This window comes from Paenisporosarcina sp. HGH0030 (genome assembly GCF_000411295.1).
Taxonomy (GTDB): Bacteria; Bacillota; Bacilli; order Bacillales_A; family Planococcaceae; genus Paenisporosarcina.
This window is the reverse complement of the sequence record NZ_KE150421.1, coordinates 960,819-987,408: the sequence shown is the minus strand read 5'-3', so window position 1 is coordinate 987,408 and position 26,590 is coordinate 960,819. Positions and strand designations below refer to the sequence as shown.

Sequence of the window (26,590 nt, the reverse complement as noted above, 5' to 3'; positions counted from 1 at the left end):
GTTATTGTGTTTTTTATTCACAGTATGGCTCAGGGAACGATACGATTACGATTAGAACATGTATCGATCAATTGGAATCGAACTTTCGTTATGATGGACGATATGTTGGTAATTTTGAATCAAATAACCTGGTTGCGACATCGAAAGTTTCGCCAAATGTTTAAAAGATGGTCTTGCAACTACATTTGTCAGATAGGCTGATTGATTTGCCCCTGGCATTCTGGTTTGATTCAGAGCATGAATCATTTGTTCAGCTGTCATTATTCCTAACCCATGACCAAAATACGTACCATCTCCTAAAACAACGGCATTCTCCCCTCTCCAGTGAGGGGTTCTCGGGTCGAAGTCCGGATTTTCAAAATATACGACATCTCCAGGCAAAAAATGGTCTGTATAATACGGTTTTATTTGGAGTTCAGAATCATTTTGCCAGCTGTATAAATAGATGTTTTGAAATAATTGATTAAATAAGGATTCTCCCATAGTGTTTAGGACCGCATGGTAATAGATAATGATCATTGCCGTAGCACATTCAAAAGCATATTGTGAACTGTTCATGTAGATATCTTGAATCGCGTCTGATGGTTTTACTCCATGCCGCAGCAGGAATCCGCCGGTACTCGTCATATGCCAGTACTGAGGATTACCACGGGAATTTTCAAGTGTTTCAAACCGCACATTGCTTTGATTCATGGCTCTTGCACTTAATATGATATTTTTTCGTAACTTAAGCTCAAACGATAATTCACCTATGGATTGATACGAGTAAACGACTGTATCTTCAATCATCCGTTGAATGATCATACTTTCAATACTACCAGACGACCACATGTCACTTTGTTGAAAGGGCATCCCCGATAGTTGAATCATAATATACCTCTTTCCAAGTTCGAGTAATAATTTACATTCTTACCTAGCATATTCAAGAATCGTTTTAATGTGTAGTTATCACAAACAAAACAAAAATAGGTGGAAGCTCGCCTATTAATAGGACTCGTATTTATTATTCTTTAGAAGAAGCAGAAGAATGGTGGAGTTCATATCCGAACTGGTGGAAAAACTAAATTGATTTACTGCTTATTCAACTTACGGGTGCTTTAGTTTAAACAAGACCATCATTTCGATGGTCTATTTTTACGTCCAAAACATCAAGTAGATTTCGGCAATATATTGTGAAATGTTACACTTAAACTAACGGGGCAGGTTAGTTGAATAAAAATTATTGAAAAGAAGAATAAATATGAGAAATCCTCTTTGACATAAAACCAAAAGGTGTTATATTATCTGATATATAACCAAAAGGTTTTATTTAATAATAAAGGAGAATATAATTTTGGAAACAATACAAGATATTAAGCAGATTGTTACTTTTGAAGCACCTATACAAAAAGTGTGGGAAACGGTTTCTACTTCGGAGGGAATTGCAATTTGGTTTATGCAAAACGATTTTGAACCTAAAGTAGGACATGAATTTCATATACAATCCCCATTCGGTCCATCTCCTTGCAAAGTATTAGAAATTGATGAACCAACCAAAGTTTCTTTTTCATGGGATACAGAAGGTTGGGTGGTTACGTTTCTTTTAAAAGAGCTGGATGAGAAGACGGAGTTTACACTTATACACAGTGGTTGGAAATCTCCTGATACTGTTCTTCCAAAAGCGAACGAGAAAAGTTCTATTATTCGTGACAGAATGGACAATGGCTGGGTCGGAATTGTAAATGAACGACTTCGAAAGGTAGTTGAAGGATAAATGACAGCAGCAAAGCATGATGTATTTCAAGCTATTGCTGATCCAACTAGAAGAGAGGTACTTCGATTACTTGCTAACAAGGAATTACCAATCTCAGAAATAACATCTCATTTTCCAATTAGTCGGACAGCCGTTGCAAAACATCTATTTATCCTTTCAGAAGCAAATTTAGTAAGCGGAAAAAAAGTTGGTAGGGAAAAAATTTATCAGTTGCAACCAGAACCCTTAGCAGAATTAAAACTATGGCTTTCATATTATGAACAGTTTTGGAATAACAAATTGTCAATTCTTAAACATGTGGTTGAAAATGAAGGTGTAAATGGTTTTAAAGTAGTAAAAACAGATAGTAAATAAGGTTATATAAAATTAATTCAGAAACCGACAATAAAATGTCGGTTTTTTTGTGTTGTTCAACTTACGGCTGTTTTACTTGAATAAGGAGTTAAGCCTTTTTCTTCTTCAACTAAAGGGGAAGTTTAGTGGAAGAAGGTATAAAACTTTCAGGGGGCGGTTCTAGAATACGCATTCCAAAGTGAGTTGAAACGTGGATGGCTGTGTTCTTTAAGAGATATGATGAATTATACAATAAATAAGTAAAACTTCTGCGGACGAAACTTTGATTTCGCCCGTTTTTTAATTCTTGCACTGTGAGTGTTCATATTAGAATTCTTTTTTACTAACGGGTGCTTTAGTTGAAGAACCCTTATTATATTTAGTGCAAACACCTGACCTCTTAGTTGGGTGTTTTTGTGTTTGATATCTACATTCATTAGTTCTCCATGTTGATAAAAGCACTTACATTTTGATTATGATAACGATACTTTTCATTCTTTCGTTCGTCTATGATTGTTAAGAGGAGTTGAAATTTATGGAAGAGGATGTAGAACGGTTGTATTTAGATTATAGTGACAAGGTTTATCACTTTATTTATCTGCTGGTACGTCATAAAGAAACCGCTGAAGATTTGACGCAGGAAACGTTTTGTAAAGCGATAAAGAGCCTGAACCATTTTAACAATCGAGCTTCAGTCTTAACATGGCTTTTGAAAATAGCACGAAATGTTACCTATGATTACTTTAGAAGAAAAAGAATCATCCAGTTTTTTAAATGGGGAAATGAAAACGACATCGACCATAAGACCCCTACGCCTGAGGGCACTGCAGAAACGAACGAGGATCTTGCAAAGTTACACGCCGCCTTAAGCAGACTGAAGAAAGATTATAGAGATGTGCTGATTCTCAGAAAAGTGAATGAATGTTCCATTAAAGAGACGGCCTATATATTGGGTTGGACAGAAGCAAAGGTGAAAACAAAAATGACCCGGGGATTTGAGGCATTAAGAGAAGAATTTCATGGAAAGGAAGGTTTTATTAATGGATCCATCAAAAGAATTTGATGAACATTTCCAGAAAATGCAGCATATTGACCGTTCCAATGAAGCACGAAGAAATAGTCTACTAAAACTGCAAGATAAAGTAGGAAGGGAAAAACGATATGTAGCGCCGATTTTCATTTCTATAGCAATGGTTGCAGTGGCTTGTTTCCTCATTTTTAGTTTAGTTAAAACTGAAAATCCTACTAATCATTTGGCTGCTGAAATTGCTGATGAAGATAAAAATAAGGCAGCGGTCCAGGCAATTCTTGAATCCGAATTTACGGTTCCTAATGAGGAATATATTCTTATCCAAAAAAACATTAATAAAAAAATGGATGAAATTAGTCAAAGCTTGCCAGAAGGTTCGGCAGGCTTCGGACTTCCAGCAGATTCTCCTGAATCCCTTGCCTACGAGGAATTAGTGAAAAAAACATATGGACCTTACTTTATGGACTATGCTTATGAACACCTTATTCCTACTAATCAGGCTTTCCAGTTCCACTTTGGTACGGAACTAGAGGAAGTGCGTTATCAAATGAAAGTTAGCGATATACAAGTGACTCAAAGTGAAAACAAGTCTGCACCAAAAAATTATGACTTTACTGCTCAGGTGGAATATAAAAATAACGTTGGGGAGGTTTCACGTCACGAGATACAAGGGATGGCAATTCTCTCGGAAGAAGGCAAAATTGGAAAGTTTGAAATCCGTGATGTTGGTGGGTTACATGAAAAAATAGAAGAAGACAATGGATATTGAAAAATTTTGTAGTTTTGCATTATCTTCGGAGGGTGCATTTCAAAAAGCGATTTGAATTTTCGGTACGATAATCGTTATACTTCTATCATTATTGATTTCACTCATATACTATTGAATAAATTTAGACTTTAGGTCGACTTTTCACTAACGGGTGCGATTCTTCAATAAAGAAGGATCGCTTTTTCTTATTCAAGTAACTTAAGCAGGTTAGTTAAACAAGGAGATATGTATTATGATTAAAGAAATGGAATCAAGGAGGTTGTAAGTTAATAAAATAAATGAATCAGTAACGAATAATAAATAAACAGTCTTTGTTTAACTATCGGGATAGTAAAAAACTTCTAAAGGTGATCTAATAATGAATATACAAGTCAGTCTAAAAGATATAATTGAGGAAATGGAAGTACAGTTTGAAGAGTCACGTTCATTACTAAATATTAATACGGGTGAAATAATTATAGTTACATCTGAGGACTTGAGAGCTGCCGAAGACGAAGAACCATTTGATCATTTACCTGAATGGGAACAAGAAAATAGAATGAATGCAATTGATGTGGTTAAAAACTTTGAAAACTATATAGAGTTACCTACTAAATATGCAGTGAATGAATATGAAATAATGGAAAACTTCAGTTTAAAAGTAAGGGATCAACGGATGCAGGAATCTTTATTAAGGGCCATTAAGGGTAAGGGTGCCTTTAGAAGGTTTAAGGACAAAATAATAGATTTTGAAATAGAAGATCAATGGTATTCATACCGTGATGAGTGTTTTAAACAAATTGCGATTGAATGGTGTCAGGAAAATAAAATAAACTTTATTGAATAGAAATAACAGAGATGATTACTGAACCATGAACTGAACCCCTAATAGTGGACACTTTAAAAAAGTGACCTATACGGGGTTTTTTCTATTCCTAGAGCCCGTTATATCTGGAAGATAACTATTGTGGACGGGTGCTTTTCAATCGTGACAAAATGCTCAAGGAAAATCGCTTGTATTTCAACCTTATGATTTATGAGTTGTTGAACTAACGAAAGCTTTTTTAAAGATTAAAGAGCTGCCTAAACAGCTCTTTTTTTGTCACTCACTGAACCGATTAGTTCAATAAGAAATTATTTTAATACTGGATTAAGTTGATTTGTATTTCTCCTTGTTTTAATTATCACTAAATTAGTAATCATTCTCCCCAAAAACATAGCCAGCATAAATTATTAATGGAATACAAGTTAATTCATACCTTTGCATTTCTTATTCTAAAAACGAGGAAGTTTAGTTCTATATGAAGGGATTATTGGAATGGTATTCAATAAGTTAATATATGTAAATCATTGAAGTTTTTAAGTGGTGATTAACTGATCATCGGGCTTGGGGTATAAATTTGTATTTTAAAAGCAAAAGGGGATGTATTATGCGTCGAAGGATTTCAGCATTATTGTTGCTGGTATTGGTATCATTTTTGCTATCAGCATGTGGCTATAAAACTTTCGATTTCTCTGGAGAGTCTGATAATTGGACGGGAGAATTAAAGGTTACTCAAACCGAAGATGAATGGGAAGAACAGGAATTAAAACTTCAATATAAAGGAAACGATGTAAATTCAGTTGGAGAAATTGAATATAACGTTGAGACTAATGCAGGAGGTTTTGGTGGAAGCGGTTTAACATTGGAGGAAAACGGAACGTTTAAAGCTAGTAAAGAGGCTAACCCAACAAATGCCAAAATCATTGAAGAAGCTGAGGTTGTAGTGACAATAGAATGGAATGGCCATACTGAAACAATCATATTAAACATCAACTAGATATTGAACTAACTGTTACTAATGCTTTAGTAAAAGATCATCGGGGTGCTTAGGCAGCTCTTTTTCTTATTGAACTAACACGTGGCAGGTTAGCAGAAAAAGAAATTTACTTTAGGGGTAAAGGATTTTGATGAAGATATTGTGAAATATCATATTAATAAGGAACAAATTTTTTAAGGGGTGTGTTAATAGTGGAAAGGGAAATAACAGTATTTGCGATTGCTTTTTTGGAGACCTTTGCTCTAGCTGGTGTTTTATATTTAATATCTTTATTGATTTTCAAAAAACATAATCAAATGATTTCAGTAATATACTATTTGATTATATTAATAATGGTACATTATTTTATCATTGGTCAACGAGATTAAATATTTAATGAGTACCCTACGATTGCATATTCAATGATAGTTTTAATGTTGCTTGGATATTATATCTTTTTTAGAGAATTGTTTTCATTTATAAAAATGAAGAAATCTGAAAGAGTCACATCAGCTAAGGAAATTAGATGATTTTTGCTCAAAAAGGTAGAACCGAAAACAAGTTCACTTATTTGTGAATAATCGCCTCGAAAAAATCAATGTATAACAACTGTCCCTCACGGTAATGCTTTGTAAAAAGTAATTTGCTAAAGGAGACTATTCAATGGCTGAGTTTCCAATCATACATACAAATGTTTGGGATGCACTATGGGCTATCCCTGTAATTATAATATTGCTCCTCATCCTAAAATTCCTTGTTCACGTACCTTCAAAATATATCCCTACTTGTGCAACCTTGATTGGTTTATTCATTTCGATTTTCATCAGTCATCCCGATAACCTTTCTGCTGGAATATTCATGGGTTTTTTCTATAGTGCTGCAGCAATCGGCACATATGCATCAATTAAAACAACATTGAAATCATATCGAACATCATAAAAAAACCCAACACTTGACTAGAAAACTAGTCAGTTGTTGGGTTTTCTTTGTTAAACCACAATGGATCTTCATTATCGACTTCACCATTATAGTTAATCAAAACTTCTTCTCCAGCTTTAATATCTTTGTAAGCGAAGAAATCAAACGTGTGATTATCAAAGTTAATGTCATACACAGCATTCGGTTGATACGAATGATTGAATAGCATGCCATAACCGAGCACTAATGCAGTATGGTTTATGCCATATTCAAATGCATAGTCCGCAAGCAACGTCTTTTCCACATGCTCATGCTCTTCATTTGGGTAGGGTAAAACTGGTGCTTCGTGAATCAGTTCACCTTTTTTAATATCACGCGTAGCAAAAACGCCACGATTTAATTCTCCATCACTTAATGTTGATGTTTTTATTTCAATCATTGATTTCACCTTCTCGATTCGATTGTCTGTAAAAGACATGCACATTTGGGAAAATATTATTGATCTTTACCCTTCACGCCAGCTACAAGTATACCACGTCATATCACAATCGGTAGGGTAAACGATAAATCAACGTCGAAGCGACCCCATTATTTTTCAGTCAAGCCTTTGAAGATTGTATCAATATTCCATTCCATCATCTTGATATATGTGTCGCCATCTTCACCGGGCTTGCCGATGGAGTCGGTGAAAACTTTTCCGTAAATCGGTACACCAGTTTCAGCAGACACGGACTCCATACTACGTGGATCGATGCTCGTTTCCACGAAAAGTACTGGATCTTCTTTAGAGCGGATATAATCAACGACTTTACTTACTTGTTCAGGGGAGCCCTGGTTTTCTGAATTAATTTCCCAAATATAAGCCGCTTCAAATCCATATGCCTCTGAAAAATATTTAAAAGCACCTTCACTGGTAATTAAAACTCTTTTTTCTTGAGGAATTTCGTTGAAACGGGCAACTGCTTCTTCATGTAACTTCTTCAATTCAGCAATATAGGCTTCCGCATTTTTTTCGTATTCAGCCGCATGATCTGGATCGACTTTCACTAATGCATTTTTGGCGTTTTCAGCATATTTAATGCCGTTACGGATGTCCAACCATGCATGAGGATCTTCTTCTGATTCTTTGCCTTTAGTCGTTAGATGTTTAGGTTCCACACCTTCACTTAATCGGAAAACCGGTGCATCTTTTTCGGACTTTCCTGCCGTAAGGAGGAGTTTCTCAAACCAAGAGTTTCCTCCTTCAAGATTTAGACCATTGTAAAAGACAACATCTGCATCAGTAGTCAATTGCACATCTTTTGGCAATGGATCGTACTCATGCGGATTTGAACCAACGGGTGCTAGTGTATGAACTTCGACTCGATCGCCGCCAACGTTTTTAACGATATCGTAAATGATCGAATAGGTAGCTACGACTTGAATTTTCCCATTGTCATCTGTTTCATTTCCATTTTCTTTTGTACAACCTGAAAGTAGTAGCAGCAATAGAATACTCATCGTGCTTAATAAATATAGTGTTTTTTTCATGTTTATCCTCCAAAAATAATTAAGATTGAGAATGCAGTTCTCGTTTTCGAGCACTTTTTAGTGATCTCCAGACCAATCCTTGCTTCGGCGAAAATAAAAAGGCGAGAATGAATAATACAGTTGCAGCAAGTACAATTGTTGCACCTGAAGCCAAATTATATGTGTAGCTGAAATATAAGCCGAGTATGGATGATAATATACCAATTCCAGCTGATAGATAAATCATTACCCACAGTCGATCAGTTAACAAATAAGCTGTCGAGGCCGGAGTGATGAGCATTGCCACCACCAGAATAATTCCTACGGTTTGTAAAGAAGCGACTGTCACCAAAGTCAGTAGCGCCATTAAAAAGTAATGAATGGCTTTTGTAGGAAGTCCATATGCTGCTGCCATCGTCGGATCAAATGAACTGACAAGAAGTTCTTTATAAAAGACAAAGATACTGATTAGCACAAAGATTCCAATCACCAATGTTGACAACATTTCTGTCGGTCTAACGGCCAGTACATTCCCGAATAGGATATGGTACAAATCAGTACTGCTTTTCATAAGCGTAATGAGAATAATCCCAGAGGCAAATGCAGCAGTAAACATAATACCAATTGATACGTCATTTTTAATTCGACTGTTTTGGCTGATAAATCCGATGCCGATGGCAGTCAGAATCCCTGTAAAGACAGCACCAATGAAAAAGTTAATTCCTAACATGTAAGACAATGCCACACCTGGAAGGACTGCGTGAGAAATTGCATCTCCCATTAAGGCCATGCCCCGTAAAATAATAAAGCATCCTATAACCCCGCAAATAATTCCGACCATTATCGACGTGAGCAAGGCCTTTTGTAAAAATTCATATTGAATTATAGCATCAATAAAATTCATCATGATGTCACCTCCGTGCCTACAATTGGAGAGAATTGATTGGTGTAGGCTTTGTTCAGTACGGCAGGTTGAAATACTTTCTCGACAATGCCGTGCTCAATCAATTCTTTATTAAGCAAAATCAATTCATTAAAATAATCGCTTGCTTTGCTCAAATCATGGTGAACAACAACGACTGTTTTTCCGCTATCGCGAAGTTCTTTCAAAATGGAAATGATTTTTTCTTCACTCGTTACATCAACACCTACGAATGGTTCGTCCAGAAAATACATTTCAGGTTTTTGTACCAATGCACGCGCTAGAAATACTCTTTGTTGCTGTCCGCCTGATAGCTCACCAATTTGGCGATTGCCATAATCGGCCATGCCAACTTTCTTTAAACATTCTAAAGCCCAAGCTTTATGTTCTTTTTTAGGACGATTGAAAATTCCTAAGTTTGGATAGGTGCCAATTAGGACTGTGTCCATAACGGTAATCGGGAAATCCCAGTCAATATTGCTGCGTTGAGGAACATAAGCAACTTTCGTCTTCATTTCCTTTATCGATTTTCCGAGTATTTCAACTTTACCTGTATCTTTTTTAATGAGATTCAATAAAGCTTTCAGCAGGGTGGATTTCCCTGCTCCATTGGGTCCTATGATGCCAACCAAATTTCCTTCTTCGACTGTAAAACTGACATTTCTTAACGCTTCGTTTCCGTTGTATGATACAAATAAATCGCTTACGGCAATAGCTGTTGTCATTTCTAATCCCTCCTGATAATTAAATATCTATATACGTCATATTTTTATATAAAAATAATTATTTCCTAATCGAAAAAAAGTTTCCTTAGAACAACTATATGCGACAACGTTCAATAAAGCAACTACAGAATAGTGTGAATTTATTTTAGAAAGCTTGATAGTGCAGCGAAATTCATATCATAAAGAAAAACTTATTAACTAAATTTCACGATAAATCACAAGGCGCGTTTCATGTACAATCATTTAGGAAAAACAGTATAATTAGAGGAAATAATTTCTTAAAAAATGGCACGATGCATTAGTTGTCAGGAATGATCTTTCGAGGAGGATTAAGTATGGGCGAGTATATAATGGCGATTGACCAGGGAACAACGAGTTCCAGAGCAATCCTATTTAATCAAAAAGGTGAAATTGTACATACGGCACAAAAAGAATTTCAGCAGTATTTTCCTAAGCCGGGCTGGGTCGAACATAACGCAAATGAAATCTGGGGTTCAGTCCTATCGGTAATTGCCGCAGTATTGACTGAGAGTGGTATTCAACAGACAGAGATTGATGGTATTGGTATTACGAATCAACGCGAAACGACCGTTGTGTGGAACAAAAAGACCGGTCGCCCGATTTATAATGCCATTGTTTGGCAATCCCGGCAAACACAAAAAATTGTGGACGAACTGAAAGAGGAAGATTTGGAAAAGTGGTTTCAGCAAAAAACTGGCCTACGTTTAGATCCCTATTTTTCAGGGACAAAAGTTAAATGGATCTTGGAAAATGTTGATGGTGCTAAAGATTTAGCGGATCAAGGGGATTTGTTATTTGGAACGATTGATACGTGGTTGATTTGGAAGTTGTCAGGTGAGAAAGTACATACGACCGATTACTCAAATGCGTCACGGACATTATTATTTAATATCCATGACTTAAAATGGGATGAAGAAATTTGCGAGAAATTAAATATTCCATTAACTATGCTTCCAAAAGTGGCATCCTCTTCTGAAGTGTATACAAAAACTGATCCAGCTGTTTTCTATGGAGCTGCGGTGCCAATAGCCGGGGTTGCTGGAGATCAACAGGCGGCACTTTTTGGTCAATGCTGCTTTGACAAAGGGATGGCGAAAAACACTTACGGTACGGGCTGTTTTATGTTATTAAATACTGGTGAAACCGCAGTTACATCGGATAATGGTTTGTTGACAACAATCGCATGGGGAGTGGAAGGTCAAGTTACGTATGCATTGGAAGGAAGTGTGTTTGTTGCAGGATCTGCCATTCAATGGTTGCGTGATGGGCTTCGAATGGTGAAAAATGCTGCTGACAGTGAATCGTATGCTAAAAAAGTAGATTCAACAGACGGGGTATACGTTGTACCGGCTTTTGTTGGACTCGGTACACCCTACTGGGATTCAGATGCCCGAGGTGCAATTTTCGGATTAACTCGAGGTACTTCAAAAGAACATTTCATTCGCGCTACAATCGAATCGCTTGCCTACCAGACAAAAGATGTTCTTGATGCTATGGAACAGGATGCGGGCATGAAAGTAGAAACGTTACGTGTAGACGGTGGCGCAGTTAATAATGAATTTTTGATGCAGTTCCAAAGCGATTTGCTTCAGCTTGATGTTGAATTAGCGAAATTAAACGAATCAACAGCTCTAGGTGCTGCTTACTTGGCAGGATTAGCTACTGGTTTTTGGTCGGATCTAAAAGAAATCGAAAAAATGCGCAGCAGCAAAAAAACATATACACCTCAAATGGAAGAAACGAAGCGACAAGAACTTTACAGAGGTTGGCAAAAAGCAGTGGAAGCAACTCGACTGTTTAAATAAGGGGAGATCGTCATGTTTTCAGCAATTGGACGTCCAAAACAAATCAAGACTTTAAATACGTTTCAATTCGATTTATTAGTCATCGGTGGAGGGGTTACGGGTGCAGGAATTGCACTTGACGCCGTCACTCGAGGTCTGTCAGTAGCTTTAGTTGAAATGCAGGATTTCGCTGCAGGTACGTCCAGTCGATCCACCAAACTTGTTCACGGAGGACTTCGTTATCTGAAGCAATTCGAAGTTCAGATGGTGGCGGAAGTGGGGAAAGAGCGTGAAATCGTATATGAAAATGCAGTTCATATAACAGAACCAGAGTGGATGCTATTACCGTTTCATAAAGGCGGAACATTTGGACCGCTTTCGACTTCAGCCGGACTTCGCGTTTATGATTTCTTGGCGGGAGTCAAACGGGATGAACGCCGTAAAATGTTAACATCAGAAGAAACGGTGAAGAAAGAACCCCTGTTGAAAACAAAAGGACTTCGTGGTGCGGGATACTACGTGGAGTATCGTACTGATGATGCGCGTTTGACAATTGAAGTCATAAAAAAAGCGGCTGAAAAAGGAGCCGTTTGCGTAAACTATGTGAAAGCCGAGTCCTTCATTTATGAACAAGGTCGAAATGTCGGCGTAGAAGTAGTAGATCAACTATCCGGAGAACTAGCGACGATTCATGCCACTCAGGTTGTTAATGCAACTGGTCCTTGGGTAGATCAAGTCCGTGCAAAAGATTCAATTGAAAATGGCAAACAGCTTCGAATGACAAAGGGTATACATGTTGTAGTGGATCAAACGGATTTCCCGTTAAAGCAAGCGGTTTATTTTGATACACACGATGGGCGCATGATATTTGCGATACCCCGTAATGGCAAAACCTATGTCGGTACCACGGACACATTTTACGACAATGACCCGAAGAATCCTGTTGCAACCAGTAAAGATGTGACTTACATATTAGAAGCCATTACATCTATGTTTCCAAGTATAAGATTGACTCCGCAACAAGTTGAGTCGACATGGGCCGGTGTAAGGCCACTTATTTTTGAAGAAGGAAAAGATCCATCCGAAATTTCCCGCAAAGATGAAATTTGGGAATCGTCAAGCGGTCTGATTACGATTGCTGGTGGCAAACTGACAGGATATCGCAAAATGGCGGAGATGGTTGTCGATCGTGTAATTAAAAAATCCACTTTTTCTTATGGTGCCTCCATAACAAAAAATCTTCCATTATCAGGGGGAGATGTAGGTGGATCAAATCGTTTTTCATCTTTTGTTGAAATGAAAGCTCTGGAAGGTCAACGGTATGGCTTAACGTATGACGAGGCTCTCCAACTGGCATCTTTTTATGGAACAAATGTCGATCATTTATTTGCCTACGCGAGCGTTCTACAGGGAAATGTCTTTGATTTGCCACTGCCACTAGCTGCTAGACTTGCGTATGGAATACAATTCGAAATGACTTGTACACCGTCAGATTTTTTTGTCCGTAGAACTGGAGATTTATATTTCAACATTGAAGAAGTTTATTCGTATAAAAAACAAGTGTGTCAAATGATGAAAGCACAACTTGGCTACACGGAAGATCAATTGGAATATTATCTTGTTGATTTAGAAAATCAACTGAATGCAGCAACATCATTCCGAGAGGAGCATGCATAATGACGAAAAGCATCCATTATGTAAAGATGTCAGATGGACATGAAGTCTATACAGTTGTCTATAAACCCCAGAACCCACCAATTGGTCATATCCATATATTGCATGGCATGGCGGAGCATATCGGACGATATGAAGAGTTTGCACAATTTTTGGTTACCAAAGGATATGTCGTGTCTGGGCATGACCATCGAGGGCATGGTTTCACTGGACAAAAAAATAATCAAAAGGGATTCTTTGCAGAAAAGGACGGCTTTGATCGAGTGACAGAAGATGTCCGGGAAGTTTTACAGGATGTTAGAAAAGATTTTACTTGTGAAAGTCCCATTCTTTTTGCTCACAGCATGGGTTCATTCATTGGCAGACGCTATATACAAAAATATGGCCACTCCATTTCAAAAATCGTTTTATCTGGTACAGGAGGTCCTGCTGGTTTCTCTGGTAAAGTTGGGAAATTGATCGCCAAGGGATTTGCTCGAGTAAAAGGAACTCAAATTGAGAATCCATTATTGAACAAGTTGACGTTCGGAAAATTCAATAAAGGTGTTATAGATGCTAAAACAGAATTTGATTGGTTATCGACAGATTCTGTTGAAGTCCAAAAGTATATTGATGATCCTTATTGTGGATTTGTAGCAAGTAACCAATTCTTTGTTGATTTAATCACAGGCATAAATAAGATACATGAAATGAAAGGGATGGATGACATTCCAAAACAACTCCCAATTTTGATGATATCTGGTGCGTTGGATCCCGTCAGTCAAAATGGTAATCAACTTTGGGAAGTTGCTGAAAAATATAAGAAAGCAGGACTTACTGATATTACGGTTGTTTTAATTGAAGGAAAAAGACACGAATTACTAAACGAGATTAATAAAGAAGAAACATTTGAACTCATTATTAATTGGATGGAGAAAAAATGAATGAATTAGAAGTGTTAGCCATAGTTGGACCTACCGCATCCGGTAAAACAGCCCTATCAATTAAGCTTGCTAAATTGCTGGACGGGGAAGTAATTAATGGTGATTCCATGCAAGTTTATAAAGGACTTGATATCGGCACAGCCAAAATCACATCAGACGAAATGGAAGGGATTCCTCACCATTTACTGGATATAAAACAGCCAGATGAATCTTTCTCGGTAGCAGAATACCAAAAAATAGTACGAGCAAAAATCGCAGAAATTAGAGCAAAAGGAAAATTGCCTATTCTAATTGGCGGTACCGGGCTTTATGTACAATCTGTTTTATATGATTTTCAATTTACTGAGGAGCGGGTTGATGAGACCATCCGCAACAAATATTATGAACAACTTGCAGAACTGGGCCCCCTTGCGTTGCATGAGAAACTTAAACAGGTGGACCCTCGAAGTGCCGCGGAGATTCATCCTAATAATACACGCAGAGTGGTAAGGGCGTTAGAAATCGCAGAGCATTCGGATACAACTAAATCTGCCGAACCACAAAACCAGGGACATGAACCTATGTATCGGCATGTGATTCTCGGACTTGATGTTGAAAGGGAAATTCTCTATGAGCGCATTAATTTGCGTGTCGACCGCATGATCGAACGAGGTTTGGTCCAGGAAGCGAAGCTTCTATGGGATAATGATATCAGGGATACTCAGTCAGTACAGGCTATTGGTTATAAAGAAATATTCTCTTATTTCAGAGAAGAAATTTCATTGGCAGAAGCCATCGAACAAATTAAGCAAAATTCACGCCGATATGCAAAGAGACAATTAACTTATTTCCGCAATAAGCTGCCTGTCGTTTGGATTGAACCAGAGATTACTTTATCGGAAATTCTTCCGAGCATTATGCAGGAATCCCATCATTAAAAGCGAATACTATCAGTGATAATAAATTTACAACCAATACGTGAGTTGAAATTGGAGGAACTAAACAATGAAATCGATCAATATGCAAGATACATTTTTAAATCAAGTAAGAAAAAATAATATATTTGTGACGGTCTTTTTATTAAACGGTTACCAACTAAAAGGACTTATTAAATCTTATGATAATTTCACAGTGTTGCTGGAATCAGAAGGGAAGCAGCAATTGATTTATAAACATGCCATTTCTACGTTTGTACCGGCGAAAGCAATTTCTATTTCCACTGACGAAGCATAATCAATTGTTTGATTGTATACCCGCTAGGATATATCATAAGGGTTGTATTTAATTGATTGGAGGAACAAACATGAAAACGATTCAACCTGAAGAGTTACAAGCAAGACTTGATGCAGGGGAAACAGTTCATATGATAGATGTACGTGAAGCTGATGAAGTTGCTAACGGTATGATTCCTGGTGCGCAACATTTACCATTGGGGTTAGTTGAATATAAACACCAAGAATTAGATAAAACGAAAGAATATGTCATAGTATGTCGCTCTGGTGGACGCAGTGGACAAGCTTGTCAGTTCTTGGAATCACAAGGCTTTGACGTAACAAACCTTTCTGGTGGCATGTTGGATTGGAAAGGTGAAGTAGAACTATAAAAAAACAGCTTAACTCGAATAATGAGTTAAGCTGTTTTTTCAGTTTGTTGTAAAGAACGAAATGGCAGGCGCCATTTATTCATATATGAAACAACACGTAAAGCTGTTGTAATCATGAACAATACATAAAGTGATACGTCGCTTTCGGCTAGTCCCACCCCAATAACTAATCCAGTAATCGCTGCCCATACTGCATATACTTCATTTTGCAAGATTAAAGGTTTTCGTTTCGCTAGGACATCACGGACGATACCACCACCCGAACCAGTCAGGACAGCAGCCACTACCGTTGCGTTAATTGGCAATCCGAGCTGAACAGCGAACAAGGCACCTTGAATGGCAAAAGCAGACAAGCCGATTGCATCGAAGAAATTTCCCCAACGATTCCAATGTTTCAATAAGTTTTGTGGGAATAAGAAGACTGCGGTAATCGCAACAAAGGCAATTTGGAACATCATTTCCTGCTCCCAAAGTGCAGATACCGGTACACCTATAAGTAAATTTCGAATTGCTCCACCACCAAAGGCTGTTACAATTCCAAGTAAATACACCCCGAATAAATCATATTCTTCTTCCATGGCAACAATTGCACCAGAAACCGCGAACGCAATTGTTCCAATAATACTTAATACTTCCCAAGCCACTTCACATTCCTCCAGAATTCAATAGAACGGATTAAATTGTAGCAGATTTTCAGTTAATTACAATACTTTTCAGCTAGCTATCAATATAATTAGTTGACGATAGTAGTGGGACTGATAAGATGAAAAAGGAAAATAGAAGAATTGAGGCATATATCATGACATTTCGAACAATTTTGACACCAAAATTATTAAATGAAGCCAAGCAAATGGAACAACTCGTTTCTGCTCAACATGAAGCGGCTGATCATATCGCTTTTTTTAATCAGGAAAAAGTTATTACTGCATTTCGCAATAACCAAGTCAGCGATTTTCATTTACATCCTTCGACTGGGTATGGCTACGACGATGAAGGAAGAGATAATCTGGAAAGAGTTTATGCTGAAGTGTTCGGGAGCGAAGCAGCACTCGTCAGAGCACAGATTATTTCCGGAACACATGCTATAACAATCAGTTTATTTGGAGTGCTCCGTCCTGGTGACGAACTATTATATATAACAGGTAAGCCATATGATACATTGCAATCAATTGTAGATGGGGGAGAAAAGGACACGGGGTCATTAAAGGACTTTAATATCTCCTATCAACATGTCGATTTACAAGAAGACGGACAAATCGATTGGACCAAAGTGGAACTAGCCATATCTGAGAAAACGAAAGTCATAGCAATTCAACGTTCAAAAGGGTATGCAAACCGCCCGTCGTTTACCATTGAACAAATTGAAGTGATGACAAAAAAAATTCGGACCTTAAAACCGCAAGCTATTATTTTTGTTGATAACTGTTATGGAGAATTTGTAGAAGAGCTTGAACCGACTAACGTTGGAGTCGATTTGATGGCCGGGTCCCTTATTAAAAATCCAGGGGGTGGCCTAGCAAAAATCGGAGGATATATTGCTGGTAAAAAAAGGTATGTAGATATGTGTGCTTACCGCATGACTTCTCCGGGTATAGGAGGAGAGGCAGGCGCATCCTTAAATACATTAGCTGATATGTATCAAGGATTTTTCTTGGCACCACATGTTGTTGCACAAGCTGTCAAAGGTGCCATCTTTACTTCAGCGATGCTTGAAAGCATCGGCATGGATACGTCTCCTCATTACATGGAAAAACGCACAGACCTCATCCAGTCCGTATCTTTTAAAACGGCTGAACAAATGATACGTTTTTGCAAAGCTATTCAAGCCAATTCTCCAATTAATGCACATTTCGCACCCGAGCCCGCATATATGCCAGGATATGAAGATGATGTCATTATGGCTGCCGGTACTTTTATTCAAGGCTCCAGTATCGAATTAACAGCAGACGGTCCCATCAGACCTCCCTATACAGCATATATCCAAGGTGGATTAACATATGAACATGTGAAATTCGCGATTCTGTCAGCGGTACAACAATTGCAATCAGAAGATCTTGAAAAATAAAATCGTCCTCCTATTTTGGAGGATTTTTTTCATGTTAGATAATATGACATGAACTTGACAGGAAACCTCACATATATTATGATAAGACTTGTGAAAGCGGAGGTGAGCTTTGTGAGTCAGCAATTAAGAAGGTCAATGCCATTATTACCAATTAGCATCGTCATGCAGCTGACAGAGTTGACTGCACGGCAAATTCGCTATTATGAGGATCATGATTTGATACATCCAGCCCGTACTGAAGGTAATCGACGAATGTTTTCATTGATTGATGTCGACACTCTACTTGAAATCAAAGATTTTCTTGAGCAAGGAATCAATATGGCTGGAATAAAGAAATTGTTTGAAATGAAAAACCAGCCAATTATCCAGGAAGCGAAAGCTCAATTAACGGATGCTGAATTACGTAATATCTTACGTATGGAAATGCAACAGGCAGGAAGATATCAGAAGGCTTCTTTAAGACAAGGGGATTTATCTCGTTTTTACCATTAAACGAGCATTATAAATATATAAATAATAATTGGGAGAGTGACAAGAAGTGAGCAAGTACACAAAAGGCGACATTCATAAGTTTGTTAAAGAGCAAGAGGTTAATTTTATCCGTTTACAATTTACTGATATTCTTGGGACGATTAAAAATGTTGAGATACCTGTAAGCCAGCTTGAGAAAGCTCTCGACAATAAAATGATGTTTGATGGTTCTTCAATCGAAGGTTTCGTACGAATTGAAGAGTCTGATATGTATTTAGTGCCAGATTTGAACACATGGGTAGTCTTCCCGTGGATTACTGGTAAAGGGAAAGTTGCAAGATTGATCTGTGACGTAAATAAAGCTGATGGGTCACCATTCCCAGGAGATCCCCGCAGTAACTTAAAACGTGTATTAAAAGAAATGGAAGAGTTAGGCTTTACAGATTTCAATTTAGGGCCAGAGCCAGAATTTTTCTTATTCAAATTAGATGAACACGGTGAGCCTACGCTTGAACTAAATGACGCTGGTGGCTATTTTGACTTAGCACCAATGGATTTAGGGGAGAACTGCCGACGTGATATCGTTCTAGAATTAGAAGAAATGGGCTTTGAAATCGAAGCTTCTCATCACGAAGTAGCTCCAGGTCAACATGAAATTGACTTTAAATATGCAGATGCTGTAACTGCATGTGATAATATTCAAACGTTTAAATTAGTTGTTAAGACAATTGCCCGTAAACACGGATTGCATGCGACATTCATGCCTAAACCATTGTTTGGTGTGAATGGATCAGGGATGCATATGAACGTTTCATTATTTAAAGGTAAAGAGAATGCGTTCTTTGACGAGACGGGTGACCTGAAGTTAAGTGAAACAGCTTATCAATTCATGGCAGGTATTCTGAAACACGTTCAAGGATTTACAGCGATTACTAATCCGACAGTAAATTCTTACAAACGTCTAGTACCTGGATACGAAGCTCCATGTTACGTTGCATGGTCTGCACAAAACCGTAGCCCACTAATCCGTATCCCATCTTCACGCGGAGTAAGTACACGAGTAGAAGTGCGTTCAGTGGATCCAGCTGCTAACCCTTACTTAGCAATGGCAGTAATATTAAAAGCTGGTCTTGATGGAGTGAAAAACAAACTAACTCCACCAAAAGCAGTTGATCGCAACATTTATGTAATGAATAAAGAAGAACGTCTTGCAAATGGTGTAGAGGATCTTCCAGCTAATTTACACCTAGCTTTAGAAGAACTTGAAAAAAATAGTACGATACGTGAAGCGCTGGGTGAGCATATATATGCAAACTTCGTAGATTCCAAAGAAATCGAGTGGGATATGTTCCGTACGTCTGTACACCCATGGGAACGCGAACAATATTTGAAAATGTACTAAGAAAAAACGTTGGAGTCTTTAAGACTTCCAACGTTTTTTTTTACGGAAAAAAATTCATGAAAGACCTGCAATAATTTTGCATATTTAGGATACAACATAAATTAGGTTGAGATACCATATAGGTCTCACCTTTAAATCGTATTATTTATTTATCTTGTTGGTTTGTTGATTCTTGTTTTTGTTGTTAACAATATTTTTAGGGTTGGAATCAAATTCTGTAACAGCAAATTCCTCTTTCTGATTGTTGGGGGTTTTGTAGGTTCCAAAGGGGTTATGCGTTCTTTCATTCAATGTTTTTTTGTTGTTTTTCATGGGTGTTCACCTCCTAGAGTCTAATGTGCTCTGTATAGAAGGTTTTATTCTTACAACTGCAAGGGAACTTTGATTAAACTTGTTCCCAAAATTAGCTAATTTCTACCTGAAAAGAAAATCTAAATTATATGACAGACGAGAAGAATTAATAAAATATAATATTTTTTCTTAGTCAATAGGTTTGTAATTGGGTTAAATGTACAGTTTGTGGGTATAAAGTAGTATGAGTAATGAATTTAGTAACTGTCGTTAAGCCTTCTTTTTAGCGGGAGGTGATTAATTGCGAAAAGTCCAAGGTGTTAAAAGTTTGATGGCTTATTTCGATTCAGTAAATTACCCAATGACTAAAGAAAATTTAATCGATCTTATGGCGCGAAAAGAAGTACTTCACATAAGTCCTATAAGCGTTATCCTTCTATTTGAACTAAATCATATCGACTGGTGGATTAAAGCACATATAAAGTAAGCATTGACAAAACCCTACTTATTATTCGGTAGGGTTTTGTTCATAAAGTGGATAAAATTCATTCGAGAATAAAGAATGTGTTTAAGTTCATAATGAAAGAAAGTATCATTGAAAATTCAATCAGTTGTTATGTTCGCTTGTTTCTAGTAGAATGAGTACTGATTTTGTTTTATGAAAAGAGGATATCAAATGAAAACATCTATTTTTGGATTGACATTGGAACAGCTGACAGCATGGCTTTTAGATAACGGACAAAAAAAATACCGAGCAGAGCAAATTTGGGATTGGTTATATATAAAGCGTATTACTGAGTTTTCACAAATGGCAAACATCAGTAAAGAATGTATTCATTTACTGGAAGAAAACTTCGTTCTTTATACACTAGAACAAAGCGTTAAGCAGGAATCTGCAGACGGTACCATTAAATTCCTGTTTAAAATGAAAGATGGAAATTTAATTGAAACTGTTCTGATGAGATTCAAGTATGGCTTATCAGTCTGTGTGACGACGCAAGTTGGATGTAACATCGGATGTAGTTTTTGTGCAAGTGGTTTACTGAAAAAGAGTCGTGATTTATCTTCAGGAGAAATTGTGGAGCAAATCATGAAAGTTCAGCAACATTTGGATACAGTGAAAAAAGACGAGAGAGTGAGCCATATTGTTGTAATGGGAATTGGCGAACCTTTTGATAACTATTCAAATTTGATGAGTTTCCTAAATGTAGTAAACTCACAAAAAGGACTTGCGATTGGGGCGCGTCATATCACCGTATCAACAAGTGGTATTGTTCCTAAAATTTATGACTATGCTGATGAAGGTTTGCAAGTTAACCTCGCAATTTCAATTCATGCACCGACAAATGAATTGCGTACACGAATCATGAAAATCAATAAAGCTTATCCAATTGAAAAATTAATGGATGCGATTGATTACTATTTAGAAAAAACAAACCGACGAATTACATTTGAATATATCCTGTTACGCGATGTAAACGATCATGTGGAAGAAGCGGTGAAACTAGCCAAATTGCTTGAAAACAAGCGTCACCTTTCATATGTCAATTTAATTCCTTATAACCCGGTTGATGAGCACGGCCAATATCAACAAAGTACGCCAGAAGCAATCAGTGCGTTTTACGATGCACTGAAGAAAAAAGGAATTAACTGTGGAGTACGTCATGAACAAGGTGCAGATATTGATGCTGCATGTGGTCAGTTAAGAAGTAAACAAATAAAAAAAGCTGATAAAGCGACAACATAATTAAACAAAAGACGAAAAACGCCTCCATATATGGGGCGTTTTTCGTCTTTTTGTGAATTTTTTTAGTGGAATCAAAAGAAATATCCAATTTTATTTCAAAAAAATAAGGGAATTAATACTAGCTCCCAACTTATTGTCATATGATGAGCTAACACCAAAATAATAAGGAGGTTTACTTGTGAGCGAAACAAATAATCACGCCCCGTTTGATAAAATGATGATCGTTCGGACAGTAGTTCTTTTATTAGCTTGGCTCAATCAATATTTGGTCATAAAAGGTAATAGTCCATTGCCCATCAGTGATACGGAGATTACGGCTTTCATTACTTTTGCAGCATCTATGTGGGCCTGGTGGAAAAACAATGATGTTCGTTTTAAAGCAAGAAGAAATACACAGTATTTAAAGGATAAAGGGTTAAAGTAAACTATTAAAATTTCGGAAATTCAGTTTAACACAAAAAAAGTGCACAAAAAGGCCGACTGAAGATGAAAATGTCAGTCGGCGTGATATCGGCTCATTTACTAGTATAGCATAGTCACCATAAGTCTACAAGATTATTTTAAGAGTGATAATTCAACTAAGATTTACATACAATTGATATAATTTCACAAAAAAGGCTAATCCAAAGTCTATGCATTAGACAAATGGACCAGCCTTTTATTAATAATTTAATGGATTTGACGATAAACCCCAACGACTTTACCAAGTATCGAAACTTGTTCAACGATTATTGGCTCCATTGATGAGTTTTCAGGTTGAAGGCGGAAATATGATTTTTCTTTAAAGAACCGTTTAACAGTAGCTTCATCATCTTCAGTCATGGCAACAACGATATCACCATTATTTGCAGTTTGCTGCTGTTTCACGACAACATAGTCACCATTTAAAATTCCGGCTTCTATCATACTATCTCCCATAATTTCCAGCATGAAGAGATTGTCTTCTGAAGTTCCGAAAGTCTCAGGAAGAGGGAAGAACTCTTCAATATTTTCAATGGCAGTAATAGGCAATCCTGCAGTAACTTTACCGATCAAAGGCACATTAACAACGTTTGGTCGTATTTCTGTAACGTTATCAAGCTCTAAAATTTCAATAGCACGTGGCTTTGTAGGGTCGCGTCTTATTAATCCTTTGCTTTCCAATCGAGCTAAGTGACCATGAACTGTCGAGCTAGAAGCAAGTCCAACCGCTTCGCCGATTTCACGTACGGAAGGTGGATACCCTTTTTTTCGAACTTCATCTTTTATAAAAGCTAATATATCTTCTTGTCGTTTCGAAACTTTTTTCAACTAGTTCACCTCTTCACCTAAATGGTTGTCTCTTTCATCTAAGAGTAGTATAACAATCCGACTGTAAAAATGCAAACATAGGTTCTAATTATTGTTGACAAGAAACAAGTGTTCGGTTTATAGTGAGAGCATATATTCCGAACAAACATTCGGTTCGAGGAGGAAACAACATGAATTGGATAAAAAACAATCAATTTATTTCTTTATTAGTAGCAGTAACTTTGGGTTGCACACTATTTTTTGTGCTCTTTAATGTTAACCATGAGGAATCTTACAATGAAATCTACATAAAAGACGGAGATACACTCTGGACGCTATCTGAAAAATATCGTGGTAATACACCAAAACAGGATTGGATTTCTGAAGTGATGGTAGCAAACAACCTAAATTCACAAATGATTCATTCAGGTGATTCTTTAATTATTCCAGACTCTCTACAGCAATACGCACCAGATCATGGAGTGGAATATGCGGGAGACACAGAGTGATGGATAATTCTAATTCCGTTGTATTATATTGCCGTGTCAGTACGGAAAAAGAGGCTCAGGAGACGTCGCTGTCCCGCCAAGAAGAAGAATTACGCCAGTTCGCTCTAGAACAGAATTATTTTGTCTGGGACGTATTCATTGATCAACATAGTGGTTACTCTGTAGAACGAGAAGGATTGCTTGATTTACTGGATTATGTAAAACAACATTCAATTTCAACCGTTTTAATTCAGGATGAAACAAGGTTGGGACGAGGCAATTCACGAATGGCTATTTTACATATGCTAAAAAAATTAGAGGTTCAAGTTATTTCTTTAAACGATGGCGGTTCAATCCGATTGAATGAAATGGATACGATGATGTTGGAAATTTTAGCGCTGGTAGAAGAATACCAACGGAAATTGCATAATGCGAAAATTCGTAGAGGGATGAGAAGGGCAGTAGAACACGGTTTCAAGCCTGAAAAAAATCTCAGAGATCAAGGGAATCCAGAAGGAAGAGAACGAAAAGATATTCCTATCGAAGAAATTGTGAAATTGCGAAATAACGGACTGACCTATGAAGAAATTGCTTCGACACTGAGAGGTTTCGGTTTTCCTGTGAGCAAAGCCACAGTTCATCGAAGATATATTGAGTATAAAGAAAGATTTGGAGGCTAAATACTTGCGCTCCAAGTCTTTTTTGCATACCTTTTAATAAGGTTATTAGAAGGAAGGTGTGTATTGAATGTTATCTCCTGATAAAATTTCACGAATTAATGAATTGTCCAAAAAATCCAAGTCTGTGGGTCTTAGTATAGAAGAAGCGAAAGAACAAACGTCCTTACGAAAAGAATATCTTGAAACGTTTCGTTCATCTATGAGAAGTACCATTGAAAATGTTAAAGTGGTTGATCCAGAAGGAAATGATGTTACACCAGATAAAGTGAAAGCGTTAAAAGAAAAGAAATTTCTGAATTAAATCAACATTTGCTAACCGTTGTCAGTTTATCAAAAGTTGACTACACTAAGGAATGAAGAAAACTTCTGTATCAGAAAGGATGTCAAGTATGTCTCAACACGTAGATCATTTAGCCATCAGTACTATCCGCACGTTATCAATCGATGCGATTGAAAAAGCAAATTCAGGTCATCCAGGTTTACCAATGGGTGCAGCCCCTATGGCTTATACTCTTTGGACGAAACATTTACGTCATAATCCGGAAAATCCTAACTGGTTTAATCGTGACCGTTTTGTATTATCAGCGGGCCATGGTTCCATGTTGCTTTATAGCTTATTGCACTTAGGTGGTTATGATTTACCAATGGAAGAGCTTAAAAACTTCCGACAATGGAATTCTAAAACACCAGGACATCCTGAATACGGTCATACTGCTGGAGTTGAAGCTACAACAGGACCACTTGGACAAGGGATAGCTATGTCAGTTGGTATGGCAATGGCTGAGCGCCATTTAGCTGCGGTTTACAATAAACCGAACCATGAAGTTGTAGATCATTACACTTATGCTTTATGTGGTGATGGGGACTTAATGGAAGGTGTTGCTGCGGAAGCCATTTCACTAGCAGGACACTTGCAATTGGATAAACTGATTGTATTGTACGACAGTAATGATATCTCGTTGGACGGGGATTTGAATAAATCTTTCTCTGAAAAAATTCAGAAACGCTTTGAGTCTTATGGTTGGAACTATTTGCATGTAGCAGATGGGAATTCACTAGAAGATCTTTCAAATGCTATTGAAACGGCTAAAAACCATAAAGGACAACCAACTCTTATTGAAGTGAAAACGATCATTGGTTTTGGCTCTCCAAACAAATCTGGTAAATCAGATGTTCACGGCGCGCCATTAGGTAAAGATGAGGCACTGCTTACAAAAGAAAGCTACAAATGGACTTTCGAACAAGACTTCCATGTACCGGAAGAAGTTTATGCTGCTTTCAAAGAGTCAGCTGAAAAACTTGGCGGGGTAAATGAAGCTTCTTGGAACGAACAATTTGCATCTTATAAATCAGAATATCCAGAGCTTGCACAACAGTTGGAGCTTGCAATTAAAGGGGATCTTCCTGAAAATTACGATTCAGAAATTCCAGTTTATGAAGTTGGTACTTCTCATGCAACTCGTTCATCTTCTGGTGACGTTTTGAATGCAATCGCAAAAACTGTCCCTTCATTCTTCGGAGGAAGTGCGGATTTAGCTGGTTCAAATAAGACGACAATCAAAGGTGCGGGTGATTTCTCAAGTGACTCGTACGAAGGCCGTAACATTTGGTTCGGTGTTCGTGAATTTGCGATGGGTGCTGCCTTGAACGGTATGGCCCTACATGGTGGTTTACACGTATTTGGCGGTACATTCTTCGTATTCAGCGATTATGTACGACCAGCTGTACGTTTATCAGCATTAATGGGACTTCCTGTTACTTATGTATTTACACATGACAGTATTGCAGTTGGAGAAGATGGTCCAACGCATGAGCCGGTTGAACAATTGGCATCATTGCGTGCTATGCCAAACTTGTCCGTCATTCGTCCGGCAGATGCCAACGAATCGGCAGAAGCTTGGAAATTAGCTGTTTCATCTAAATCAGTGCCAACAGCGTTGATTTTATCTAGACAAAACTTACCGGTTCTAGAACACTCTGCTGCTCGAGCAGCTGAAGGTGTTGCAAAAGGGGCTTATGTTGTTTCTCCTGCAAACAAAGAACTGGCAGACGCATTGCTCTTAGCAACTGGTTCTGAAGTTTCACTTGCTGTGGATGCACAACAACTGTTAGCAGAAGAAGGAATTGATGTAGCAGTTATTTCGATGCCGTCATGGGATCGCTTTGAACAGCAAGATGCCGAATATAAAAATAGTGTCTTGCCGAAAACGGTCAAAAAACGTTTGGCTATCGAAATGGGCGTATCATTTGGCTGGGAACGTTACACAGGTGACGAAGGCAGTGTGTTAGGAATCGATCGTTTTGGTGCAAGCGCACCAGGAGAAATCGTTATGAAAGAATTTGGTTTCTCTAAAGAAAACGTAGTAGCGCGTGTGAAATCTTTATTGAATAAATAATAAAAAAACAAGTAGTGTGCATTCGCCACTGCTTGTTTTTTTTCGTCAATAAAAGTGACC

At 37.5% G+C, this 26,590-nt stretch carries 31 protein-coding genes; 23 read left to right on the top strand and 8 right to left on the bottom strand.

From position 1 onward, the window contains the following. Nucleotides 1-51: 51 nt before the first annotated feature. A complete protein-coding gene (locus tag HMPREF1210_RS04900; RefSeq protein ID WP_016427507.1) occupies nucleotides 52-870 on the bottom strand; it encodes a protein-glutamine gamma-glutamyltransferase in 819 nt (272 codons plus the stop codon). A 463-nt stretch (nucleotides 871-1,333) separates the two neighbouring features. Between HMPREF1210_RS04900 and HMPREF1210_RS04895 the strand changes: the two genes are divergently transcribed. The 7 genes from HMPREF1210_RS04895 (at nucleotide 1,334) to HMPREF1210_RS04860 (ending at nucleotide 6,602) form a co-directional block, all read left to right on the top strand. Then, on the top strand, nucleotides 1,334-1,753 hold the full coding sequence (locus HMPREF1210_RS04895; RefSeq protein WP_016427506.1) for an SRPBCC domain-containing protein: 420 nt from the start codon (nucleotides 1,334-1,336) through the stop codon (nucleotides 1,751-1,753). After that, the gene (locus HMPREF1210_RS04890; protein WP_016427505.1) at nucleotides 1,754-2,107 is read left to right on the top strand and encodes a helix-turn-helix transcriptional regulator; all 354 of its coding nucleotides are present in this window, start codon (nucleotides 1,754-1,756) and stop codon (nucleotides 2,105-2,107) included. Nucleotides 2,108-2,621: 514 nt separating this feature from the next. Continuing rightward, complete coding sequence (locus HMPREF1210_RS04880) at nucleotides 2,622-3,149, top strand: RNA polymerase sigma factor (RefSeq protein WP_016427503.1); 528 nt, start codon at nucleotides 2,622-2,624, stop codon at nucleotides 3,147-3,149. After that, complete coding sequence (locus tag HMPREF1210_RS04875; protein WP_016427502.1) at nucleotides 3,127-3,885, top strand: hypothetical protein; 759 nt, start codon at nucleotides 3,127-3,129, stop codon at nucleotides 3,883-3,885. Before HMPREF1210_RS04880 ends, HMPREF1210_RS04875 begins: the two co-directional genes overlap by 23 nt. A 358-nt stretch (nucleotides 3,886-4,243) precedes the next feature. Continuing rightward, nucleotides 4,244-4,711 (top strand): UPF0158 family protein, encoded by a 468-nt coding sequence (locus tag HMPREF1210_RS04870; protein WP_016427501.1) that lies wholly within the window; start codon nucleotides 4,244-4,246, stop codon nucleotides 4,709-4,711. Nucleotides 4,712-5,294: 583 nt separating this feature from the next. Then, a complete protein-coding gene (locus HMPREF1210_RS04865; RefSeq protein WP_016427500.1) occupies nucleotides 5,295-5,684 on the top strand; it encodes a hypothetical protein in 390 nt (129 codons plus the stop codon). 642 nt (nucleotides 5,685-6,326) lie between these two features. Beyond that, a complete protein-coding gene (locus HMPREF1210_RS04860) occupies nucleotides 6,327-6,602 on the top strand; it encodes a hypothetical protein (RefSeq protein ID WP_016427499.1) in 276 nt (91 codons plus the stop codon). A 25-nt stretch (nucleotides 6,603-6,627) separates the two neighbouring features. Here the strand turns inward: HMPREF1210_RS04860 and HMPREF1210_RS04855 are convergent, their stop codons facing one another. The 4 genes from HMPREF1210_RS04855 to HMPREF1210_RS04840 all read right to left on the bottom strand — a co-directional run bounded on the left by HMPREF1210_RS04855 (nucleotide 6,628) and on the right by HMPREF1210_RS04840 (nucleotide 9,737). Then, nucleotides 6,628-7,020: an SET domain-containing protein gene (locus HMPREF1210_RS04855; RefSeq protein ID WP_016427498.1), complete on the bottom strand. Its 393-nt coding sequence runs from the start codon at nucleotides 7,018-7,020 to the stop codon at nucleotides 6,628-6,630. A gap of 149 nt (nucleotides 7,021-7,169) precedes the next feature. Beyond that, the gene (locus tag HMPREF1210_RS04850) at nucleotides 7,170-8,111 is read right to left on the bottom strand and encodes a metal ABC transporter substrate-binding protein (protein WP_016427497.1); all 942 of its coding nucleotides are present in this window, start codon (nucleotides 8,109-8,111) and stop codon (nucleotides 7,170-7,172) included. A 19-nt stretch (nucleotides 8,112-8,130) separates the two neighbouring features. Continuing rightward, a complete protein-coding gene (locus HMPREF1210_RS04845; RefSeq protein ID WP_036659719.1) occupies nucleotides 8,131-8,994 on the bottom strand; it encodes a metal ABC transporter permease in 864 nt (287 codons plus the stop codon). Then, nucleotides 8,994-9,737 carry a metal ABC transporter ATP-binding protein gene (locus HMPREF1210_RS04840; RefSeq protein ID WP_016427495.1) on the bottom strand — a complete coding sequence of 248 codons (744 nt, stop codon included), beginning with the start codon at nucleotides 9,735-9,737 and terminating at the stop codon, nucleotides 8,994-8,996. The genes HMPREF1210_RS04845 and HMPREF1210_RS04840 overlap by 1 nt, the downstream gene beginning before the upstream one ends. Before the next feature lie 335 nt (nucleotides 9,738-10,072). On the opposite strand from HMPREF1210_RS04840, the gene glpK reads away from it, so the two are divergent. The 6 genes from glpK to HMPREF1210_RS04810 all read left to right on the top strand — a co-directional run bounded on the left by glpK (nucleotide 10,073) and on the right by HMPREF1210_RS04810 (nucleotide 15,721). Continuing rightward, the gene (gene glpK / locus HMPREF1210_RS04835; RefSeq protein ID WP_016427494.1) at nucleotides 10,073-11,563 is read left to right on the top strand and encodes a glycerol kinase GlpK; all 1,491 of its coding nucleotides are present in this window, start codon (nucleotides 10,073-10,075) and stop codon (nucleotides 11,561-11,563) included. A 12-nt stretch (nucleotides 11,564-11,575) separates the two neighbouring features. Further along, entirely contained in the window at nucleotides 11,576-13,219 is a 1,644-nt protein-coding gene (locus tag HMPREF1210_RS04830; protein WP_016427493.1) for a glycerol-3-phosphate dehydrogenase/oxidase, read from the top strand. Then, nucleotides 13,219-14,139, top strand: a complete 921-nt coding sequence (locus tag HMPREF1210_RS04825; RefSeq protein ID WP_016427492.1) for an alpha/beta hydrolase — start codon at nucleotides 13,219-13,221, stop codon at nucleotides 14,137-14,139. The genes HMPREF1210_RS04830 and HMPREF1210_RS04825 overlap by 1 nt, the downstream gene beginning before the upstream one ends. Further along, nucleotides 14,136-15,056, top strand: a complete 921-nt coding sequence (miaA, locus tag HMPREF1210_RS04820) for a tRNA (adenosine(37)-N6)-dimethylallyltransferase MiaA (protein ID WP_016427491.1) — start codon at nucleotides 14,136-14,138, stop codon at nucleotides 15,054-15,056. The genes HMPREF1210_RS04825 and miaA overlap by 4 nt, the downstream gene beginning before the upstream one ends. A 67-nt stretch (nucleotides 15,057-15,123) precedes the next feature. Next, on the top strand, nucleotides 15,124-15,351 hold the full coding sequence (gene hfq, locus HMPREF1210_RS04815) for an RNA chaperone Hfq (protein ID WP_016427490.1): 228 nt from the start codon (nucleotides 15,124-15,126) through the stop codon (nucleotides 15,349-15,351). 70 nt (nucleotides 15,352-15,421) lie between these two features. Beyond that, nucleotides 15,422-15,721, top strand: coding sequence for a rhodanese-like domain-containing protein (locus tag HMPREF1210_RS04810; protein ID WP_016427489.1), 300 nt, complete (start codon nucleotides 15,422-15,424; stop codon nucleotides 15,719-15,721). Nucleotides 15,722-15,747: 26 nt separating this feature from the next. Here HMPREF1210_RS04810 and HMPREF1210_RS04805 read toward each other — a convergent pair whose 3' ends face one another. Further along, nucleotides 15,748-16,365: a trimeric intracellular cation channel family protein gene (locus tag HMPREF1210_RS04805; RefSeq protein ID WP_016427488.1), complete on the bottom strand. Its 618-nt coding sequence runs from the start codon at nucleotides 16,363-16,365 to the stop codon at nucleotides 15,748-15,750. Between the two features lie 155 nt (nucleotides 16,366-16,520). On the opposite strand from HMPREF1210_RS04805, the gene HMPREF1210_RS04800 reads away from it, so the two are divergent. From HMPREF1210_RS04800 to glnA, 3 genes are all read left to right on the top strand, one after another. Beyond that, the gene (locus HMPREF1210_RS04800; protein WP_016427487.1) at nucleotides 16,521-17,786 is read left to right on the top strand and encodes a methionine gamma-lyase family protein; all 1,266 of its coding nucleotides are present in this window, start codon (nucleotides 16,521-16,523) and stop codon (nucleotides 17,784-17,786) included. 111 nt (nucleotides 17,787-17,897) lie between these two features. Continuing rightward, nucleotides 17,898-18,278 carry a MerR family transcriptional regulator gene (locus HMPREF1210_RS04795; protein WP_016427486.1) on the top strand — a complete coding sequence of 127 codons (381 nt, stop codon included), beginning with the start codon at nucleotides 17,898-17,900 and terminating at the stop codon, nucleotides 18,276-18,278. Nucleotides 18,279-18,324: 46 nt separating this feature from the next. Then, nucleotides 18,325-19,659, top strand: a complete 1,335-nt coding sequence (gene glnA / locus HMPREF1210_RS04790) for a type I glutamate--ammonia ligase (RefSeq protein WP_016427485.1) — start codon at nucleotides 18,325-18,327, stop codon at nucleotides 19,657-19,659. 141 nt (nucleotides 19,660-19,800) lie between these two features. Here glnA and HMPREF1210_RS18180 read toward each other — a convergent pair whose 3' ends face one another. Next, a complete protein-coding gene (locus tag HMPREF1210_RS18180) occupies nucleotides 19,801-19,971 on the bottom strand; it encodes a hypothetical protein (RefSeq protein WP_016427484.1) in 171 nt (56 codons plus the stop codon). Nucleotides 19,972-20,251: 280 nt separating this feature from the next. Between HMPREF1210_RS18180 and HMPREF1210_RS04785 the strand changes: the two genes are divergently transcribed. The 3 genes from HMPREF1210_RS04785 to HMPREF1210_RS04775 all read left to right on the top strand — a co-directional run bounded on the left by HMPREF1210_RS04785 (nucleotide 20,252) and on the right by HMPREF1210_RS04775 (nucleotide 22,121). Further along, nucleotides 20,252-20,437, top strand: coding sequence for a hypothetical protein (locus HMPREF1210_RS04785; RefSeq protein WP_016427483.1), 186 nt, complete (start codon nucleotides 20,252-20,254; stop codon nucleotides 20,435-20,437). Between the two features lie 189 nt (nucleotides 20,438-20,626). After that, the gene (gene rlmN, locus HMPREF1210_RS04780; protein WP_016427482.1) at nucleotides 20,627-21,697 is read left to right on the top strand and encodes a 23S rRNA (adenine(2503)-C(2))-methyltransferase RlmN; all 1,071 of its coding nucleotides are present in this window, start codon (nucleotides 20,627-20,629) and stop codon (nucleotides 21,695-21,697) included. Between the two features lie 178 nt (nucleotides 21,698-21,875). Next, complete coding sequence (locus tag HMPREF1210_RS04775; RefSeq protein WP_016427481.1) at nucleotides 21,876-22,121, top strand: phage holin; 246 nt, start codon at nucleotides 21,876-21,878, stop codon at nucleotides 22,119-22,121. Nucleotides 22,122-22,366: 245 nt separating this feature from the next. Here the strand turns inward: HMPREF1210_RS04775 and lexA are convergent, their stop codons facing one another. Beyond that, nucleotides 22,367-22,987 (bottom strand): transcriptional repressor LexA, encoded by a 621-nt coding sequence (lexA, locus tag HMPREF1210_RS04770; protein WP_016427480.1) that lies wholly within the window; start codon nucleotides 22,985-22,987, stop codon nucleotides 22,367-22,369. A gap of 170 nt (nucleotides 22,988-23,157) precedes the next feature. Between lexA and HMPREF1210_RS04765 the strand changes: the two genes are divergently transcribed. The 4 genes from HMPREF1210_RS04765 (at nucleotide 23,158) to tkt (ending at nucleotide 26,530) form a co-directional block, all read left to right on the top strand. After that, entirely contained in the window at nucleotides 23,158-23,475 is a 318-nt protein-coding gene (locus HMPREF1210_RS04765; protein ID WP_016427479.1) for a LysM peptidoglycan-binding domain-containing protein, read from the top strand. Further along, on the top strand, nucleotides 23,475-24,134 hold the full coding sequence (locus HMPREF1210_RS04760) for a recombinase family protein (protein ID WP_016427478.1): 660 nt from the start codon (nucleotides 23,475-23,477) through the stop codon (nucleotides 24,132-24,134). Before HMPREF1210_RS04765 ends, HMPREF1210_RS04760 begins: the two co-directional genes overlap by 1 nt. 67 nt (nucleotides 24,135-24,201) lie before the next feature. Continuing rightward, nucleotides 24,202-24,435 carry a DUF896 domain-containing protein gene (locus HMPREF1210_RS04755; protein ID WP_016427477.1) on the top strand — a complete coding sequence of 78 codons (234 nt, stop codon included), beginning with the start codon at nucleotides 24,202-24,204 and terminating at the stop codon, nucleotides 24,433-24,435. An 88-nt stretch (nucleotides 24,436-24,523) separates the two neighbouring features. Further along, complete coding sequence (gene tkt / locus HMPREF1210_RS04750) at nucleotides 24,524-26,530, top strand: transketolase (RefSeq protein ID WP_016427476.1); 2,007 nt, start codon at nucleotides 24,524-24,526, stop codon at nucleotides 26,528-26,530. Nucleotides 26,531-26,590 lie beyond the last annotated feature (60 nt).